Origin of the sequence: Erwinia sorbitola, from assembly GCF_009738185.1 — a bacterium.
GTDB classification, from domain to species: Bacteria; Pseudomonadota; Gammaproteobacteria; order Enterobacterales; family Enterobacteriaceae; genus Erwinia; species Erwinia sorbitola.
In genome coordinates, this window is the sequence record NZ_CP046509.1 from 1,721,053 (window position 1) to 1,740,141 (window position 19,089).

A 19,089-nucleotide genomic window follows, 5' to 3' on the forward strand; every position below is an offset into this window, starting at 1 on the left:
TTAACAGGAGAGCCGATGTTAGCGTTCAGAGAGTTACAGAGCCTGGTATATCAAATGCAGCGCAGCGGGCTGACCAGCCTGCACATTAACAGTGCGGAGTATGCCATTCGGATGACCTGCCCGCCGGGGTATCAGCCGCCGGTAACGGAAACGCTGGCGGCCCCAGAGCCAGAGGTGCACCGGGTTGCCGTCACCGCAGCGATGCCGGGCCGTATCTGGCTACAGGATCCGTTAAGCGGCAAAAACATCGGGCCAGATCCCGGGCCGGTAGAGGAGGGGGCGCTGCTGGCGCTGCTTCAGGTCGGGCAGATCTGCCTGCCGGTGCGCGCACCACAGGCAGGAATTATCACAGCAATTGACGTGCAGCAGGGGCAGTCGGTGGAGTATGACCAGCCGCTGATGCAGCTACAGACAGAGGAGCAGAGCCATGCGCAGCATCGATCTTAATGCCGATCTGGGGGAAGGGTTTGGCGACTACCGGCTGGGGGATGATGCCGGACTGATGGCGCTTATCAGCTCGGCCAACGTCGCCTGCGGCTTCCACGCGGGGGATGCCGCAATCATGGCCAGCAGCGTATCGCTGGCTAAACAGTACGGCGTCGATCTCGGCGCTCACGTTGGATTCCCGGACTTACAGGGTTTTGGCCGCAGACGGATGCAGATCGAACCGGCAACCCTGGCACACTTTGTCACCTATCAGCTGGGAGCGCTGGCCGGCTTTGCGCGGTCTGCCGACTACCCACTGACCCATATGAGCTTTCACGGCGCGCTGGGTAATATGGCGGCAGAAGATGAATCGCTGGCACGGCCGCTGTTGCAGGCAGTGCGCGCTTTCGATCCCACATTAATTATCAGTACCACATCTGACAACGCCGTAGAGCGCTGTGCGCGTGAGCTGGGGCTGAACGTCGCCTGCACTTTCCTGGCAGATCGCGCCTATCAGGCCAACGGTCTGCTGGTGCCGCGCGGCACGCCGGGGGCGGTGATCCACGACCTCGAACAGGTCAGCCAGCGGGTGATTGACCTGCTGAAAAACGGCGCGGTCAGCGCCATTGACGGCACGCGGCTGCCGATGAACATCTCCTCGATTTTGCTGCACGGCGATACCCCGGGGGCGCTGGCTCTGATCGCGCGTCTGCGCCGGGATATCGTGGAAAGTGGTGTAGAAATCAGGTCGCTGTCACAACAAAAAGTCCGTTAAGACCGGTATGTAGCCAACGCAGCAGCAGCCTGGAGTATGAAGGATATAAGAACGGCTTATTGCCACAAAGGCTTAACCTCTTACCCCCTGGCAAGCCCGGGGGGATAGAGTCAAAACACCAGAAAAATAACAGGAGTGCATTATGCCTTTTTCAGATTACAAAACTGCCCTGGTCACCGGCGCTTCAGCCGGTATGGGAGAAGCGATTGTCGAGCGCCTGTGTAAAGAGGGCATTGTGGTACATGCTCTGGCCCGGCGCGGTGATGAGCTTGAGCGCCTCGCGGCCCGCACCGGCTGTATTCCCCATGTGGTGGACGTCGCGGATGTGAATGCGCTGACCGAAGTCTGTCGCAATCTGCCAATCGATATTCTGGTCAACAACGCCGGGGTATCCCATCCGGGATCGATTCTTAACGCGGAAGAGCACTATATCGACACCCAGGTGGATGTGAACCTGCGCGCCGTGCTGCATCTGTGCCGCCTGCTGGTGCCGGGCATGATGGAGCGCGACTGCGGCCACGTTATCAACATCACCTCGATTGCTGCGATCTATAACTTTGGTGGCAACTCGATTTACCACGCCACCAAAGCGGGCGTCCATGCGCTGTCGCGCCAGCTGCGCGTCGACTGTTATGGCAAACGTGTGCGTATCACTGAGATCTGCCCGGGCCGCGTTGCCACCGATATTTTCGGCAACGTGTCCGGCGATAAAGAGGGTGCCCGCCGCCAGTTTATCGATGGTTTCGAACTGCCAGAGGCTAAAGACATTGCTGATACCGTAGCGTTTGCGCTGGCGGCCCCGGTGGCGGTGAATATCGGGCATATCGAGATCACCCCGACACTCCAGGTGCCGGGCGGGCTGTCCACCATGCGTCCAGGTGATGCCACCCGCTGACAGTCAGCAGAACAACTGAGGGCAAGCGACGATGAACGGTTCACTCGATTTTAGCGTCATTCTGCATGGTCAGTACGGGCAGATGATCGTCGACGGTATGCTGCTGACGCTGCAACTGGCGCTCGGTTCCTGGCTGCTGGCGATGGTACTGGCGATGCTGCTGGTGGTGATCCGCCTCAGTAACCTGCGCGTATTGCAGTGGCTGGTGGCGGCCTATGTCTCTTACCACCGCAATGTGCCCACGCTGATCCAGCTGATGATGTGGTACTTCGCCATTCCTACGCTGTTGCCGGAGTCCGTGCAGATCTGGTTGAACGATTTCAACGCTGAATTTGTCTTCTCACTGCTGGCGCTGGGGCTGTGTCAGGCGGCCTATTTCTCCGAGGATATCCGCAGCGGCCTGCGCGCCACCCCCGCCGGGCAGACGGAAGCCGCCCGCGCGCTGGGTATGGGATATATGCAGTCTATGCATCTGATTATCCTGCCGCAGGGCATCCGGAACGCGCTGCCTGCGCTGATTAACCACACGGTACTGCTGTTTAAAAACACCAGTCTGGCGATGGTGATTGGTGTGGCGGATCTCACCTATGTGACGCGGGAAATTGAGAACTACACCTTCCGTACCTTTGAGGCTTACCTGGTGTCGACGCTCTGCTACCTGTTCTTCTCACTGTTGTTGATGGGCGCGGGTGCGCTGCTGGCGCAACGTTTCCAACGTGTCTATGCGAGGTAACGTCTGATGATGGAAATGCTGACGATTATACAGCAGAACGGCATGTTGTTCCTGATGGGGCAATACCCTAACGGCCCGCTGGGCGGGGTGCTGTGTACGCTGCTGGTATCGGTACTGGCGATTGTGTTTGCACTGCCGCTCGGCGTCATACTGAGTGTGGCGCGCATCTCACCATATCGCTGGCTGCGCTGGCCCGCCACCGCCTGGGTTTACGTGCTGCGCGGCATTCCCCTGCTGATGGTGGTGTTCTGGACATACTTCTGCCTGCCGCTGCTGCTCGGCCATACCCTGAGCGGGTTTGGCACCATGCTGGTGACCCTGGTGATTTATGAAAGTGCCTATATCGCAGAAATTGTGCGCGCCGGGATTCAGGCGCTGCCGCCGGGGCAGTACGAGGCATCACGTGCGCTGGGGATGAGCTATTCCCGAACCTTTCGCCTGGTGATCCTGCCGCAGGCGCTCTACAACATGCTGCCCAGCCTGGTCAGCCAGCTGGTATCGATTATTAAAGACAGCACGCTGGGCTACGTGATTAACGTACCGGAACTGACCTTTGCCGCCAATCAGGTCAATAACCAGCTGCTGACTAAACCCTTCCAGGTATTTGCCATTGTGGCTCTCAGTTATTACGTCATCTGTTTCAGCCTGACGTGGCTGGCGAACCGGCTGGAGCGGCGCATCGCAGAGAAACGCAGCCGCAGTCATCCGGTCAGTTCGCCCACATCCAGCGCGCTGCTGGTCACCAAACCCGTTGTTGAGGAGTAAGGCATGAATCCGATTATCCGGTTTAATCAGGTGAATAAGTGGTACGGCGCCTATCACGCGCTGGCAGATCTTAACGCGGAAGTGAATAGCGGTGAGGTGGTGGTGGTGTGCGGCCCGTCCGGCTCTGGCAAATCGACGCTGATCCGTACCGTTAACCGGCTGGAGCCAATTCAGGACGGCCAGATAGTCTTTGACGGCCATGATATTCACGGCAGCGGCATTCAGCAGAACAGACTGCGTGCACGAATTGGCTTTGTATTTCAGAGCTTTAACCTGTTCCCGCATCTGTCGGTGGTTGATAACGTAATGCTCTCGCCGGTGAAAGTCCTGGGAATGAAACGCAGTGAAGCCAAACAGCAGGCGCTGTCACTGCTCGAACGTGTGGGCCTGGCGCATAAAGCCAACGCCTGGCCAGCGCAGCTCTCCGGCGGACAGCAGCAGCGGGTAGCCATTGCCCGTGCGCTGGCGATGAACCCCCCGGTGATGCTGTTTGATGAGCCGACCAGCGCGCTGGATCCGGAAATGGTCGGGGAAGTATTGAACGTAATGCGCGGCCTGGCCCGCGACGGCATGACCATGATGTGCGTGACGCATGAAATGAACTTTGCCCGTGAAGTCGCGGACACCGTCTGGTTTATGGATGAGGGCAGGATCCTCGAAAAAGCCCGCCCTGAAGACTTTTTTACCCGGCCGCAGCATGAACGCGCCCAACGTTTTCTGACGGATCTGCGTCAGCACTGATCTCACCTGCACATTAACGGAGTCTGTTGAATATGAGTAAAAAAATTCCGCTGTCGTGGGCGATCTGCCTGCCTTTACTGCTGAGTGCCACCCTGTCTGCGCAGGCCGATACGCTCTCTGATATCGCCAGCCGCGGGCAGCTTAACTGCGGCGTCTATGCTGATGTGCCACCGTTCTCCTCACCGGATCCCAAAACCCGCCAGCTGGTGGGCATGGATGTTGACCTGTGCCAGGCGCTGGCAAAGCAGCTGGGGGTAAAGGTGAACCTGATGCCGGTTTCCGTGGAGGCGCGTATCGCAGTGCTGACCACCGGACGTGTTGATGTGCTGATTGCTAACCTCGCTTACACCAAAAGCCGCGCCGCGCAGATCCAGTTCAGCGACCCGTACTACATCGCTAAAGAGGTGCTGGTGGTAAAAAGCGCTAATGCTGATAAAACCCCGGCGGACTTTAAAGGCAAGCGCCTGAGTTCAACCAAAGGTTCTACTTCAGAGCAGTCCATCCGTATGGCACAGGCCAAACCGGTGACCTTCCAGGATACCGCCTCAGCCTACCTGGCCCTGCAACAGAATAAATCTGTAGGTTTTGTCACCAACGGGATGACCGCCACCCAGCTGGTTAACCGCGCGGCAGCGGATAATATCAAGCTGGCGATCGTCAAAGAGCCAATGGCGCTGGAGCCGGTTGCCGTCGGGATGAAAAAGGGCGATGAGGCGCTGCTGGCTAAAGTGAATGCCGGGCTGATGGCGATGGAGAAGAGCGGTGAAATCGACAGCATCTGGAACCGCTGGCTGGGGCCGGACACCGAGTACAAAATGGTGCGAGAAGAGAAAGTCCAGCCGTTGAGCCAGCTGAAGTTTATCCCACTGGAGTAACCTGCTGCGCTACGAAAAAATAGCAAAAAGCCCGCGTAAAGAAACTTACGCGGGCTTTTCTCATTTTGTGTCCTGTCCGGGATAACCTTTTTGATTGAATGGCTATTATATAAATGATCGGTTAAAAGCCCAGGTAAGGGCTATCAAATACATAGGGCAATACAGATGTGTGCTGGCGACGTCCGCGTATACAGTAGCGGTGACGATAATTTAAAGGAGTGTGAGCATGAGCAATTCCATTGATGACGCAGCAGAAGACGCAAAACCCATTGTTGAAGCCGAAAGAGAAGCTTCTGCCGGGAAATGTCCTTTCCATCAGGGCAATGCTAACCAGGCCTCAGGCGGCGGTACCACCAATCGTGACTGGTGGCCAAATCAGCTGAGAGTTGATCTGCTGAATCAGCATTCAAACCGATCCAATCCACTAGATGAATCATTTGATTACCGTAAAGAGTTCGCCAAACTGGATTATTCTGCGCTCAAAGCCGATATCAAAGCCTTGCTCACTGAGTCACAAAGCTGGTGGCCAGCCGACTGGGGCAGTTATATCGGACTTTTCATCCGTATGGCGTGGCACAGTGCCGGTACCTATCGTTCCGTTGACGGACGCGGCGGTTCCGGACGCGGACAGCAGCGCTTTGCACCGCTAAACTCCTGGCCCGATAACGTCAGCCTTGATAAGGCCCGTCGCTTGCTGTGGCCGGTCAAACAAAAATATGGTCAAAAAATCTCCTGGGCCGATCTCTATATTCTTGCAGGCAACGTAGCGCTGGAAAACTCCGGATTTCGTACCTTTGGCTTTGGTGCCGGGCGCGAAGATGTATGGGAGCCAGATCTTGACGTGAACTGGGGCGACGAAACCACCTGGCTGGAGCACCGTCATCCTGAATCACTGGCGCAGTCGCCGTTAGGTGCCACCGAAATGGGGCTGATTTATGTCAACCCTGAAGGCCCGAATCACAGTGGCGATCCCGCTTCCGCTGCCCCGGCTATCCGTGCCACTTTCGGTAATATGGGGATGAACGACGAAGAGATCGTTGCGCTCATTGCCGGTGGTCACACGCTGGGTAAAACCCATGGCGCAGGCCCGGCCACCCATGTTGGTGTTGATCCGGAAACCGCGCCGATTGAAGCACAGGGCCTGGGCTGGGCCAGCAGCTATGGCAGCGGTGTGGGTGCCGATGCCATTACTTCCGGTCTGGAAGTGACCTGGTCACAGACGCCAACGCAGTGGAGCAACTACTTCTTCGAAAACCTCTTCAAATATGAGTGGGTGCAGACGCGCAGCCCTGCGGGGGCGATCCAGTTTGAAGCCGTGAATGCCCCGGAGGTAATTCCGGATGCTTTTGACGCGTCGAAAAAACATAAACCTTCCATGCTGGTGACCGATCTGACGCTGCGATTCGACCCGGAGTTTGAGAAAATCTCCCGTCGTTTCCATAACGATCCTCAGGCGTTCAACGAAGCTTTTGCCAGAGCCTGGTACAAACTGACGCACAGAGATATGGGGCCAAAAGCGCGCTACATCGGGCCGGAAGTGCCGAAAGAAGATCTTATCTGGCAGGATCCGCTGCCCGCACCGATCTGTCACCCGACCGTTGCGGATATTGCGCAGCTGAAAGAAAAAATTGCCGCAGCGGGTCTGACCCCCGGCGAGCTGGTCTCGGTGGCGTGGGCTTCGGCTGCCACGTTCCGTGGCGGTGATAAACGCGGCGGTGCCAACGGTGCACGGCTGGCGCTACTGCCGCAGCGGAGCTGGGAGGTTAACGCCGTTGCTGCCCGAGTACTGCCCGCTCTGGAGGCGATTCAGCGCTCATTCCAGAAAGCATCGCTGGCAGATGTGATTGTTCTGGCTGGCGCGGTTGGTGTTGAGCAGGGGGCGAAAGCGGCAGGCGTGGAGATTGAAGTGCCGTTTATCCCGGGGCGTGTCGATGCCCGTCAGGATCAGACTGATATCGAGTCATTCGAATTGCTGAAACCAAAAGCAGACGGTTTCCGCAACTATCGGAGCGTGCACAGCAGCACGTCGACAGAAAATCTGCTGATCGATAAAGCACAGCAGCTGACGCTCACCGTGCCAGAACTGACGGTACTTATCGGCGGTTTGCGTACGTTGGGTGCCAATTTTGACGGGAGTCAGCATGGTGTTTTCACCCACCATGTGGGGCAGCTGAATACTGATTTCTTTGTCAATCTGCTTGATATGCGCACCGAATGGAAAGCGACCGACTCTTCTGGTGAGCATTTTGAAGGGCGCGATCGCCTGAGTGGTGAGGTTAAATTTACTGCCACCCGTGCCGACCTGGTGTTTGGTTCAAATGCGGTATTACGGGCTTCAGCAGAGGTTTATGCCAGCAACGATGCCAAAGAGAAGTTTGTGAAAGACTTTGTTGCCGCCTGGACGAAGGTGATGAATCTGGATCGTTTCGATATCTGAGAGCTGTTACCCGGCCCTGATGGCTGATATGGCAGCAGCACCCGGCCCGCTTGAGGTAAACTTAAGCGGGCTTTTTAGTTGGCCTTTTTACATCGCCTCTGTTTATCGCCCCGCCCTGTGGATTAATGCCGCAGTCATAGTGCCTCACAACGTACTTTCCAGGGCGATGTCCCTATGGATACCAGAAAAATTTCAGCAAGAATGATATTATCCCGCTCAGACAATACATGCAGCAACTGACACAGGCGTAAACCCTGGAGACGACTTATGAACAATGACATCCCGCTAAAATATTATGATATCGCCGATGAGTATGCGACGGAATCCTCATCGCCGGTCAGCGAGTCAGAACGCGACCCCCTGGCGCGCTATTTCGAGCTGCTGATCACCCGCTTAATGAACAACGAAGAGATCAGTGAAAGTGCGCAGCAGGAGATGGCCAGTGAAGCTGGAATCAACGCGCAGCGTATTGATGATATCGCAACTTTCCTGAACCAGTGGGGCAATGAGTAGCCTTACCTCGCAAATAACAGGTACAGTTCCACTTATTATTTAACGGATTTAGACACAAAGATGACAAAACTCACCTTGCAAGAGCAGATGCTAAAAGCGGGATTAGTCTCCAGTAAAAAAATGGCTAAGGTTCAGAGAACGGCTAAAAAATCACGCGCTCAGGCTCGTGAAGCACGGGAAGCTGTGGAAGAAAATAAAAAAACGCAGATCGAGCGCGATAAACAACTCAGCGAACAGCAAAAACAGGCTGCTTTAGCCAAAGAATATAAAGCTCAGGTGAAGCAGCTGATTGAAATGAATAAAATTGAGATTTCAAAAGGCGATATCGGCTTTAACTTCACCGACGATAATGTGATTAAAAAAATAATGGTGGATAAGTTAACGCAGACTCAGCTGATTAACGGGCGTCTTGCTATTGCCGGTCTGGCCTTGGATAACGGCGGCGAGAAACAGTACGCGATTATTCCTGCCAGCGTAGCCGACAAAATTGCGCAGCGAGATGCAAACAGCATTGTCTTAAATAGCGCGCTGAGTCAGGAAGAGCAGGATGAAGACGATCCGTATGCTGATTTTAAAGTGCCAGATGATTTGATGTGGTAATTCAGAACGGGCTGGCATGACGGGCGGCGATGCGCTCTGCGCTGACAGGATGCTCAAAGTGCAATTCGCTGGCGTGAAGCATCAGTCGCGGCGTCTGCCCGGTGCCTGGCAGCAGGCGGCCACCGTACAGGTCGCAGCCCAAAATAGGGTGGCCCAGCTGCTGGCAGTGAATGCGCAGCTGGTGAGTGCGGCCGGTCTCCGGAGTGAGCTGTACCCGCGTCAACGGCAGTAAGGTTCCATCCTCTGACGTCTGATAAAAGCGCTCAACCACCTGATAGCATGAACGTGCAGGCTTGCCGTGAACGGAGCAAATCGACATCAGCGGAAATAGCGCCGGATCTTTGGCAATGGCCGCGTCGATCACGCCTTCATTGTCCGCTACATGCCCGCAGAGCAGTGCGCTGTAGATCTTGGTCACGGTGCGCTGGCTGAACTGCCGGCAGAGTGCGGCATTGATCGCTTTATTGCGGGCAATCACCATCAGCCCTGAAGTGCCAAAATCAAGGCGATGAGCCAGTGTGCAGCCGGGAAAACTCTGCACCAGCCGGTAATGCACCGAATCGAGATTTTGCGCATTTTTTCCCGACAGACTGAGCAGCCCGCTGGGTTTATTGATCAGCAGCAGATGCTCATCCTGATAAAGAATTTCTATCTCGTCGTGGCACGGCGGGGCAATAAAATTATCAAAAATTGTCGACATCAGGCTGCCCGGCAGAGGAGTGGCTGCGGATAATAACCAATTTTTAGCCGACAGGCGAATCTGGCTGTGCCCTGGCAGCGTTGAAATTTATCGTCCAGACTTAAATCCGGGCGTAGTCTCCGCAGGCAATGTGTTCTACACTGCGCGCTGCAAAAATTGAGCAGATAAACGATTAAGTAGGCGGTAATGGCGATGAACGGAACGATCACAACCTGGTTTAAAGATAAAGGTTTTGGATTTATCAAAGATGAAAATGGTGATAACCGTTATTTTCATGAGGTTAAGGTCGCCAACCCTGAGCTGATTAAGAAAGACGCGGCTGTCACTTTCGAACCCACCACCAACAGCAAGGGTTTGTCAGCTTATGCGGTGAAAGTTGCCCCGGAAAGCAACTATATCTATATCGCGGGTGAGCGCCTCAAGCTCAAGTCGATTAAGTCTTACCTGGTGTATAGCGAAGAAGTGCCTGTCGATGCGCGCATTGATAAAGAAAATACGGTGCTGTCGGTGGGGATTCTGATGAGTAGTATCAGGCCAAAATCAACCAGTCAGCCGGATGAAATGCGCACGCTGAAAAAACTGGCGATCACCACCTTCCAGGGAACGACATTAATCTTCTCGGAAGATGAGATCGACGTGGATAGCACGGTGAAAATGCTTAAAATCTGACACCGTCCTGACGGTAACTCTGGCGAAATCCTGCTGAACACCATTGACGCAGGATTTCGCTATTGCTTCAGGAGATTAGCCCCTCATGTCTGCGGTGATAAATTCCCATTTTCGCCTTTTCCCCACGCCCTGAACTGCCCACGAAAATGCCTGCTCAGTTGAGATCGGCCTCCTGTAGTAAAACCGCAGATGATAAAGATAATGTTCACTCAGTTACTGTATTCCCGCTTCTCGCTGGTCGATGCCGCATAGCGCCGGGCGGATATCCATTGATGCGCTTAAAAGCCCTGCTAAACGCTGCCTGTGAGGCATAGCCGAGGCGTAAAGCAACCGTGTCAATTGAGAGCTTATCGTGAATAATCCAGTGACCTGCGATGCGCATTCGCACCTGCCTTGCATAGCGCAGGGGAGGTATGCCGATAACTGATTTAAAGCGTTCAGCAAAAACAGAACGTGACACATGCGACTGAGCAGCAAGTTCAGCAACAGACCACTCCCGACCCGTATCACGATGAATGGCCAGAATAGCCCGGGCAAGTCGTGGATCACGTAATGCAGCAATAAGGCCAGCGGCGTTCTCGCTGCCGTTTTCGATCCATCCGCGCACGATCATGGCAGCCGCCACTTCTGCGAGACGTGCCAGAATGCCCGCGAAGCCAGCGCGTCCGGAACAGATTTCAAATTTCATCGCGCCCAGAATTGGAACCAGCCCCGGATAGAGCTGTTCATTTGCCTCAACCACTATGGCTTGCGGCATCAGTTTACCAAGACCCTGCATTCCACCAAGATCAAACTCCATACAGCCATAAAACAGAACCGTGCTGGGTGTCGGATGCGAACTCGGGCAAGTATTGATTCCGCTGACGGCCTCCCCTAAAGGAGCAGCGCCTAACGTGTCGATATGTTGAAATGGACGGCTGACATCCGATATAAGCTGATGATCCTCACCCTGCGGCATGAATACCATGCTTCCTGCTTTCAGCTCGTGCAACGTACCGTCGTTTGTGCGAAGCAGAGCAGTACCCACGGCGATGTAATGAAAATAGGCGTGTCCCGCTCGGTTGCTAAAACCAATGCCAAACTCAGAGCCAGTCTGTAAACGGCGATACTGCACGCCGCGCAGGCGCATTTCCAGCAGCAGTTCACTGATGAGTTCGGATGACAGGGCAAAATGTTTATTCTCATGCATAATCAGAGTTTCGGGTAAAAAATCAAGAGGTGGCATCATAGATCGTCCAGCTGCACAACTCTAGACTTGGAGCTGTAATTTTCCCCAAGAAGAGTGTGTTATGAGAAATGAAGCAACTGAAGCTGTATCCGCTGGTTTGAATAGTACGGAACCGACAGAATCCGCATGGATGGCCGTCATTTCACTGACTATGGGCGTGTTTGGCCTGCTGACTGCAGAATATCTTCCTGCCAGCCTGTTGACACCCATGGCCGCCGATCTCGATGTGACCGAAGCTCTTGCTGGTCAGGCTGTGACGGTAACGGCGGTGGTGGCGCTGTTTGCTGGCCTGATGGTTCCGCGCCTGACGCGTAATTATGATCGCAGAAATGTTTTGCTTGGTTTTACCGTGCTGATGATTGCCTCCAACCTGCTTGTCGCACTTTCATCCAGTCTGGCTGTTCTGTTAGTTATGCGCATTTTGCTGGGCATCGCGCTGGGAGGCTTCTGGAGTATGGCTGCGGCCGTAGCTATGCGGCTGGTTCCTGCGAAAAGCGTCCCGCGTGCTCTCTCAATTATTTTTAGCGGTATTGCCGTCGGTACTGTAGTTTCAATCCCGCTGGGGAGCTATTTAGGTGGGCTTTATGGTTGGCGTAGTGCTTTTCTCGCGGCAACTGCGGTAGGCGTACTGACACTGCTCTTTCAGCTGTTTACCCTTCCTGGTATGGCTCCGCGTAAAATGATGATAACGGCATCTGTCATGGATTTGCTTCGTCGTCCCGGCATCGCGGTGGGAATGACGGGATGTGTGATTGCTCATACTGGCCAGTATGCGCTGTTTACCTATATTCGTCCGGCTCTTGAAAATATTGCTCAACTTGATGTGGATCGCCTGTCATTAATACTGCTTGGCTTTGGTGTCGCTAATTTTATCGGTACGCTGCTGGCCGGGTGGTTGATGGAGAAAAGCCTTCGCCTTACCCTTATATTGATGCCAGCGGTTGTCGGTTTAGCGGCATTGAGTATGATTTTACTGCCACTTGAGGAAACAGGATTGATGTTGTTCGTCGCGTTATGGGGGCTGGCATTTGGTGGCGTGCCCGTTGCGTGGTCAAACTGGGTAGCGCGTTCCGTTCCGGATCAGGCTGAAACCGCCGGCGGCATGGTAGTGGCTGCTGTTCAGTCTTCAATTGCTGCCGGTGCTGCGCTGGGAGGCTTACTCTTTGGTATCAGTGGTGTAACCGGTGTTTTCATCACCGCTGGGTGCATAATGTTTATCGCCACACTGGTTATTGGACTGAAGGTGCGGGTAGCGCTGACCTGACCACTCACCAGATAACACCGCTTTCACATGACGGCCAGCTGAACCAGTTGGCTGGCTTGAAAAAAACAGCGGGATTTCTTAACCCCTTGACGCTTTATCTGTTGTCCGCTCCTCGCTCATAGCGGATATTTCCCAACTTAACGGGCGGGTTAGTGCCAGGAGCGGAAGCTGGAGTGCCAAAGACTCTCTAATAGTGGATGGGTAGTTTTGCAGCGGGGTTTACATAGTGCTTCGCTTGCTTCCTTTTACTTAGGTTCTGACGAATACTTCTTCATATGCAGTTCATTGGTAATATAAGGAATATTCTCTTTTTTTTGTTTCTCACCTTCATATCTAACCATAAAGGCAAATGAAAATATTGCTGAACGGGTAATCTGAATCAACTGATCGAAATGGTGAATAAACTCATCCTCTTTGATAAAAAGAATATCTTTAATCAATTTATAAGACTGGTAAAGATCTTCTGCTTTATCACTTTTGTGTACCACCAAAAATTTATGTTCTAGACCATTGCGCCACTCTTTATAAAAAGCCAATTCGCCACCTTTATTTTTATTCAGGTCAGTAGCAATACTGTATAATGCTAAAAGTCCAGGTGACTTTATATCCTCAAACCGTTGTCTTCTGTTATCAACGTCTAACTGCCAGAAGTTTTGAAAATAGATATGTTTCTGTAACCCGCCTTTCTTTGCAGGTGGATAAACTTTGTGAAGTTCACAGATACATACCGCAATCTTATCGAGAATACCAAAACACAGACGAAATGCCGTTCTGATCTTCTCAATATCAATGCCTAAGATCTCGTCATTATGTAACTCCAGAAAATGGCATTCTTCTTTAATTTCATCCGTATCCTGAGGGTAAAGGTATTCAAAATAGAGATGGCGGGCAAATGAAAATTCCGATTTAAAGCGGTTTAAAGCCATCTCCATTGGAATAATAAAATCACCGGTTACACCAGAAGAAGAGATGACAAGATTATCGGTGGCACTCCCCACACAGGGGCAATAAAGACCGTGCTCGGACAGCGTCAGATGATTTATTAGGCAGAATTGCCTGTATGCACTCAATGCGTCAAACTCCTGTTGCGTGAGCATGTCATCATGTTTGTCCGTTTCGCCGTCTGCTGATATACATTTTTCTATTTTATCGTTTGTTTGTGCTATGCGTCCAAGATAGAATGATTCCCATTGTGGAGGTTTTTTTTTGGAAACAGATGCATTAATATAACCTTTTCGTATCTCTTTCAATTGTTTAATAGAGTATGAAGATGAAACAAGGTTTAGCTCAATGAGCGCGGCAGAACGATTGACCCAAGACTGTGGTATATCTAATCCCTTGCGATTAGTGAGATCATAATATCTCAGTGCCTCACTCAGCCTAAATTGACTTCTTAGCGAATTGGCCAGATTAACGGACAGTTCCGCCTGAAACTCTTCGCTCTCTTGTGAGGAGAATCTAAAGGCTCGCCAGTAGATGTTTTTTAACGAAACAAGTTCTTCTATTGACTGGAATGTGTGGTCGCGAGGATTATCGACACTTATCTTATTAGACAAGGCATTACCATAATTATAATAAAAATGGCTCTCTCCTTGTACATGCGCTAATGCTTCCTTGTTATCATCCATCAGCTTAAAACCAAGATCTGCTGCATTTTTATGGTTGCTCATTTGCCCAATATCAACAAGACCGCCAGCCACATTCCCCAGCACTATAAAATAATTTTCACCTTTGATCGTTATTTTCCCCAGTTTTTCCAAGAATACAACGGATTGCTGGTATGCCAGGTCAAAATCACCACAATCAACCAGTCGGTGAATATTGAGGCTTTCATCTACAAGTTCTTTTGTAATCATGATTCATTTTCCTTACATAGATGATTTTTGCGTTTCAACTGTCGAATTAGCCTCACCTGATACGTCAATTACTATTGCAGACAGGCGGTCTCGCTTAACCATTAGCACAGCTTCATTAAGAATCTCCTCCATTGTCGTGGCGTTTACTGGGGGGGGCGTATCTTTCGCCGGGCGAGGGATAGCGCTTGGTCGAGAAGCACCAAACCAGAAGACCAGATAGATGCCGTAGCCTGCGGCATCGGGATTGGTAGTATAAAGTTGGTCAAGTTGCTCGTTAAGCGCGCTCCAGACGTCCCGGTGATAATCACGCTTTATCTCAATGGGGATTTTTATTCCTGGAAGTGAAATGATGATATCAGCCCTTTTACCCGAAACCATGTGGCCTTCGGGCTCACAGATTATTTGTAACGGATGGAGTCGTGCTCTAAGCAGCTCCAGAAAAAAATTCCGGCAGCTCTCTTCAGGCTTAGGCACTAAAATTTTACCATTGCCATTCTCATTCCAGAACTGTTTATAAATATCGGTATTTTCATAAGTAATTCGGTTAGCGATATCCTGCAACTGATCTAACAATAACGCATAGAGATCCATTACATTAGCTGGGATCTTATTTTTAAGCGTATTCAACGCTTGCTTCCAGTTAGTGTGTTGAAACTGTGATTCCCGATACCGCACCTTCTGATTGCTTTGGGCGTGCAAGAGATAACCCCGGTAACTTGTACATTCTGGCAGTAATAGTAAACGTTCAAATACTTCACCGGCATCGTATGAGGAAAAAGATGAAACATCATCAATCAATCTTTTGATAAAATCAGCATACTCCCAATTATTTGCTGAGTTAGAGTCGTTTCTTGCAACGCGATCTGCATTAGGAAAATGAGTAGCAGAGACAGTGATGATCGCTTCCAATTGTGTTAGTGATAAACGCTGCTCACTACTCCCACGACCTATTTTCGCCTTACCTGCTAGTTGACGAATGAGCGCTATCATTTCAGGCGCGGATTTTGATTCAGATAAAAATAGATCCTGACACTGGTCTGGAGCGAATAAATAAGTACATAAAAGCCAAATTTGATAACTTGGATTTTTAAGTTTTGAGGCTTGCGCTATCATCAACTCAGATAACTGCAACAACTCTGCATGACTCTCAGGATGCGCTAACAACCATCCCACCAGGTTTTGTAAATGGAGAACATCGTCAGGGTGTTCTTTAATTAGTCTCATAACTAAAGGAACGGCATAGTCGATTGGAATACAGGTATCATTTAACAGATAGTTAAGTGCACGGATATCTTGCAACTGATTATTAATGCAGAAATTGATAATGTGGTAATAGGTTTTGATGAAAAATGCTGTTTTGTTAAGTATCACATCCTTTTTCCACGGTAATGAATAATTACTTACAACATTATTGTCTTTGGTGAAAAGTGCTAATATCACATCCAGAGCCAATAGCGTTGTTAATAAATCTTCGTTCCATTGTGTAACATCAGTATGTTTTTTAAATAACTCATCGCTTCCTGCCAGTACTGCATACCACCATCCGTAATACTCCCTCTTCAGTAAAGCACAATTCAACTCGTCAATTGTGGGCAGATCTGAACGATTTAAAATCGCTAAAAGACCGGATATCGCATCAGTGACGTTTGCGGCACCTAATATGTCTGCACAGCGCTGCACTGGCATCAATTTGTCATCAACATCGCTGTATTTCGAATAGTAAATATAGGAAATATGTTTGAGCCACTCCAAATGTTGGCCCGACACAATTTCCTGACGACATAACTCGAAACTGTGCCTATCTTCATAACGCGCCGCGTTTCGTTCTTTCTCATACGCTATTTTGTTAAGATTATGTTTTACTCTCCAATCGTCAATCTCGCAGACGATGGAAGTCTCAAACACAGTAGTCAACTTTACATTTAAATGGCAGTACGCAGAAAGAAATTCAAACGTATCTTGGGATGGCTTGGCACATCGGTAAAGGACCGGAAATGTCAGTCGATAAATACATTCAATTTTTTCTGAATCAGCTTCAGCATGGGATAAATAGTGGATAAAACGTGCCAGCAAAATTTCATCAGGAATAAGATGGAAGGTGCTTCCACCAAATTCATGTAAGAACACGTAATGAGTGTTATAGCGTGTAAATGAAAGAATGGCGGCGTCTATAATATCTTCATATTGCCAGCTACGGTTTTTTATCTCCTGAACGATAGATTTCTGCACATTGTCATAACCGCCATAGTGGTGATTATGGGAGTAGCTATAGAACGTTTTTAGGCACAACCATATCTGAGATGTGCTGTAACCATTCTTCTCGCTCAGTATCTGCAATAATCCAGCTTTCAGAAAATGCACAATCTCATAATGATTTTTAGCTGAAGAATACCAGTATTTACTGTGAGCGGTGTGGTACCGTTCGAGATGCTCAAAGATAGCGAGCAGATCAGCAGTCGGTACAATATTATTCAGCCGCCATAACGCGCCTATCGGTAATCGCTCACTGGTTATGTTTAATGTATCAATCAGCAGTTGTGCTATATCCTGCGGTGTAAAGTAATCTTTATAAAGCAACTGAATGATATGGTTGCGTAACCGGATGCTATCGTGATTTTTGTCTTTTAACTCCGAAAAAAAACGTACTGAAAATTTCTGACCAGACACTCCAAAATGGATTAATGCCGTTATTGATTCCTCTTTTTCCGCATACGATGAATCCTCCGATTTGGCAATATTAATTAAGTCATCACTCAGTGCGACTATCGGTGTTGCCACCGATAAGGATTCCAAAACGATCATCCGCAGAGAAAATGACGAATGAGGATCGCGGACTATCTGTCGCAATTGAGCTTCCATCTCTACCGTCGCGAAGCCATTCAGATATGAATTGAGACCATGATTTCTAAACCAAGGGTCACGTTCTGAAAGTTTTGACAGCGCCACCAATAGATTTTTTTTTTCCGCTATCGGTAATGAAGCTGCATCGCCATAGGTCAGAACGCCGTAAGGATCGGCTTCAATGAATACCTGGGCGTATTGTGGTAAAAAGACCGCTAGCCATGCGTGTAAACCTCTCAATTCTGAAGACGGATACCCCTCAAATCCCAGCATACTTCTCAAACGTCCCATGGGTAGCCCTTTGTCAACGATCCCGGCTAACCATTTTGCCGCTAAATACTCAGCAATTGTCCTATGGCTGTACTCAACAGTCTCAAGCTCATCTCCGGCAGAAAAAACCCGCCTCGATAACGCTGCTCTAATTATTTCATGTGAGAAGAACGAGATGGTTCTGGAACTGGGGTATTCTGGTCGGATATCGTTCGGAAGCAGAGAAACTCCGGAAACATCACTCAATATGCGCAACGCGCAAATCGATCCAGCAGGATACTCTAATTCGTCGCAGGTATAAATTCCTGAAGTTAGCCGCGTATGCTCTCGGCTATGTTCAGTTAAAAGGAACTGTGTTGCAGAGTGGAAAAGTTCAGACCTTGTACGGGGCCAGTTTCCTTCTTTAACGGCTTCAGCCAGCATTAGCAGATTTTGTGGGTTGTAAAGAAATTCGCTGGCGGCATGTTTTTCTGCTTCAGCCAGAAACGCTTCGGGGTGTTCTACACCATTAGCTTGTAGAATCGCAGTCTGCTCTTCTTTTGACAGCGATTGCAAATGTAAAACAACATAGCCTCCAGTCTGCTCAAAATAGGGTAAAAATGCTGACAAGTCTGATTCGCCTAACCAATCCTGAGAGCGACAAGAAATTCTGACATTTTGTGGCGTTTGGGAAAAAAGCCTACGGACGATGTCATCTACAACGTCACTACTGTTACTGGCACTCCTCTTCTCATCTAATGCATCGATGAATAATGTTTTCTGATTATCAATAGGTACGCCACTTAAGAAGTGACGTATTGTAAGATATTTTGCCTCTTGCAATGCCGCAAACTGTTTGAAGAGGTGCGTTTTTCCAGCACCAGGATCACCAAGCAGAACAATATTCGGAAAGTGAGAATAATCACTAAATACCACCGTTTGGGTATCTTTATCCTGTAGAGGATAGATTTGCCTGACTTGCCTGTTTAGCATTCTATAGGCTCCTGAGTATCTATTTTGGTTCTACCAAATCTGTATGGCAGGTTTTACTCCAAATTTACCATAGACTTTCAGCCGATACAGTAAACCTGACCTGCACCCCGTTGGGTAAGACAACTCAATGTTAGTCTTGTAGTTGTTGGAGTTGCTAACTTCCGATCCTCGCTCGTAGCAGACCCCACAGTGTCAGGCTGTCCGCTCCGTGCCAGAAGCGGATGTTAGTAAATCTGCACCGCATTAATTGGAGGGGCACAGGCCAATATTTTTTCGCTTGCTTTAATATATGCAACAATCCTCAGTTGAGGTATTTCAAAAGAAACTTTTTCAACTTAACCCTATGATATTAAGTTGATTTATTATTGGGGTTGGTGATATAACTTATAGTAAGAGAGACAGGTTCTTCCTCTTACTTTTTGGTAAGGGCGGCTCTGATAAAGAACAGCGTAAGCTGTTGAGCTTCTGCTCACTGATCCTGCGGGATGTTCAATAAGTATTCAAATTTCCCTGTCTCTCTCCCCTTTTC

General features: G+C 50.2%; 16 protein-coding genes. 12 read left to right on the forward strand and 4 right to left on the reverse strand.

The window, feature by feature from the left end; translation table 11 throughout:
* The first annotated feature begins 15 nt into the window (after positions 1-15).
* The 10 genes from GN242_RS07775 to GN242_RS07820 all read left to right on the forward strand — a co-directional run bounded on the left by GN242_RS07775 (position 16) and on the right by GN242_RS07820 (position 8,760).
* On the forward strand, positions 16-447 hold the full coding sequence (locus GN242_RS07775; RefSeq protein WP_197094775.1) for an acetyl-CoA carboxylase biotin carboxyl carrier protein: 432 nt from the start codon (positions 16-18) through the stop codon (positions 445-447).
* Entirely contained in the window at positions 428-1,201 is a 774-nt protein-coding gene (locus GN242_RS07780; RefSeq protein ID WP_156287222.1) for a LamB/YcsF family protein, read from the forward strand. Before GN242_RS07775 ends, GN242_RS07780 begins: the two co-directional genes overlap by 20 nt.
* A 142-nt stretch (positions 1,202-1,343) precedes the next feature.
* Complete coding sequence (locus tag GN242_RS07785) at positions 1,344-2,096, forward strand: SDR family oxidoreductase (RefSeq protein ID WP_154751605.1); 753 nt, start codon at positions 1,344-1,346, stop codon at positions 2,094-2,096.
* A gap of 31 nt (positions 2,097-2,127) precedes the next feature.
* Positions 2,128-2,829 carry an amino acid ABC transporter permease gene (locus GN242_RS07790; RefSeq protein WP_154751604.1) on the forward strand — a complete coding sequence of 234 codons (702 nt, stop codon included), beginning with the start codon at positions 2,128-2,130 and terminating at the stop codon, positions 2,827-2,829.
* A gap of 6 nt (positions 2,830-2,835) precedes the next feature.
* Complete coding sequence (locus tag GN242_RS07795; protein WP_154751603.1) at positions 2,836-3,594, forward strand: amino acid ABC transporter permease; 759 nt, start codon at positions 2,836-2,838, stop codon at positions 3,592-3,594.
* 3 nt (positions 3,595-3,597) lie between these two features.
* Entirely contained in the window at positions 3,598-4,335 is a 738-nt protein-coding gene (locus tag GN242_RS07800) for an amino acid ABC transporter ATP-binding protein (RefSeq protein ID WP_154751602.1), read from the forward strand.
* Between the two features lie 32 nt (positions 4,336-4,367).
* On the forward strand, positions 4,368-5,210 hold the full coding sequence (locus tag GN242_RS07805) for an ABC transporter substrate-binding protein (protein ID WP_156287223.1): 843 nt from the start codon (positions 4,368-4,370) through the stop codon (positions 5,208-5,210).
* A gap of 226 nt (positions 5,211-5,436) precedes the next feature.
* A complete protein-coding gene (katG, locus tag GN242_RS07810; RefSeq protein WP_156287224.1) occupies positions 5,437-7,647 on the forward strand; it encodes a catalase/peroxidase HPI in 2,211 nt (736 codons plus the stop codon).
* A gap of 267 nt (positions 7,648-7,914) precedes the next feature.
* Positions 7,915-8,160 (forward strand): DUF2543 family protein, encoded by a 246-nt coding sequence (locus GN242_RS07815; protein WP_154751599.1) that lies wholly within the window; start codon positions 7,915-7,917, stop codon positions 8,158-8,160.
* Between the two features lie 60 nt (positions 8,161-8,220).
* Positions 8,221-8,760 carry a DUF2058 domain-containing protein gene (locus tag GN242_RS07820; protein ID WP_154751598.1) on the forward strand — a complete coding sequence of 180 codons (540 nt, stop codon included), beginning with the start codon at positions 8,221-8,223 and terminating at the stop codon, positions 8,758-8,760.
* A gap of 1 nt (position 8,761) precedes the next feature.
* On the opposite strand, the gene GN242_RS07825 is transcribed toward GN242_RS07820, so the two are convergent.
* Complete coding sequence (locus tag GN242_RS07825; protein WP_156287225.1) at positions 8,762-9,460, reverse strand: RluA family pseudouridine synthase; 699 nt, start codon at positions 9,458-9,460, stop codon at positions 8,762-8,764.
* 186 nt (positions 9,461-9,646) lie between these two features.
* On the opposite strand from GN242_RS07825, the gene GN242_RS07830 reads away from it, so the two are divergent.
* Positions 9,647-10,129, forward strand: a complete 483-nt coding sequence (locus tag GN242_RS07830) for a cold-shock protein (protein WP_154751596.1) — start codon at positions 9,647-9,649, stop codon at positions 10,127-10,129.
* A 205-nt stretch (positions 10,130-10,334) separates the two neighbouring features.
* On the opposite strand, the gene GN242_RS07835 is transcribed toward GN242_RS07830, so the two are convergent.
* On the reverse strand, positions 10,335-11,357 hold the full coding sequence (locus GN242_RS07835) for an AraC family transcriptional regulator (RefSeq protein ID WP_156287226.1): 1,023 nt from the start codon (positions 11,355-11,357) through the stop codon (positions 10,335-10,337).
* Between the two features lie 61 nt (positions 11,358-11,418).
* Here GN242_RS07835 and GN242_RS07840 point away from each other — a divergent pair, with 61 nt between their 5' ends.
* Positions 11,419-12,621: an MFS transporter gene (locus tag GN242_RS07840; protein WP_156287227.1), complete on the forward strand. Its 1,203-nt coding sequence runs from the start codon at positions 11,419-11,421 to the stop codon at positions 12,619-12,621.
* A 245-nt stretch (positions 12,622-12,866) separates the two neighbouring features.
* Here the strand turns inward: GN242_RS07840 and GN242_RS07845 are convergent, their stop codons facing one another.
* Positions 12,867-14,477 carry an LA2681 family HEPN domain-containing protein gene (locus tag GN242_RS07845; protein ID WP_156287228.1) on the reverse strand — a complete coding sequence of 537 codons (1,611 nt, stop codon included), beginning with the start codon at positions 14,475-14,477 and terminating at the stop codon, positions 12,867-12,869.
* Between the two features lie 12 nt (positions 14,478-14,489).
* Positions 14,490-18,560, reverse strand: a complete 4,071-nt coding sequence (eruA, locus tag GN242_RS07850; RefSeq protein WP_156287229.1) for an NACHT domain-containing antiphage protein EruA — start codon at positions 18,558-18,560, stop codon at positions 14,490-14,492.
* Positions 18,561-19,089 lie beyond the last annotated feature (529 nt).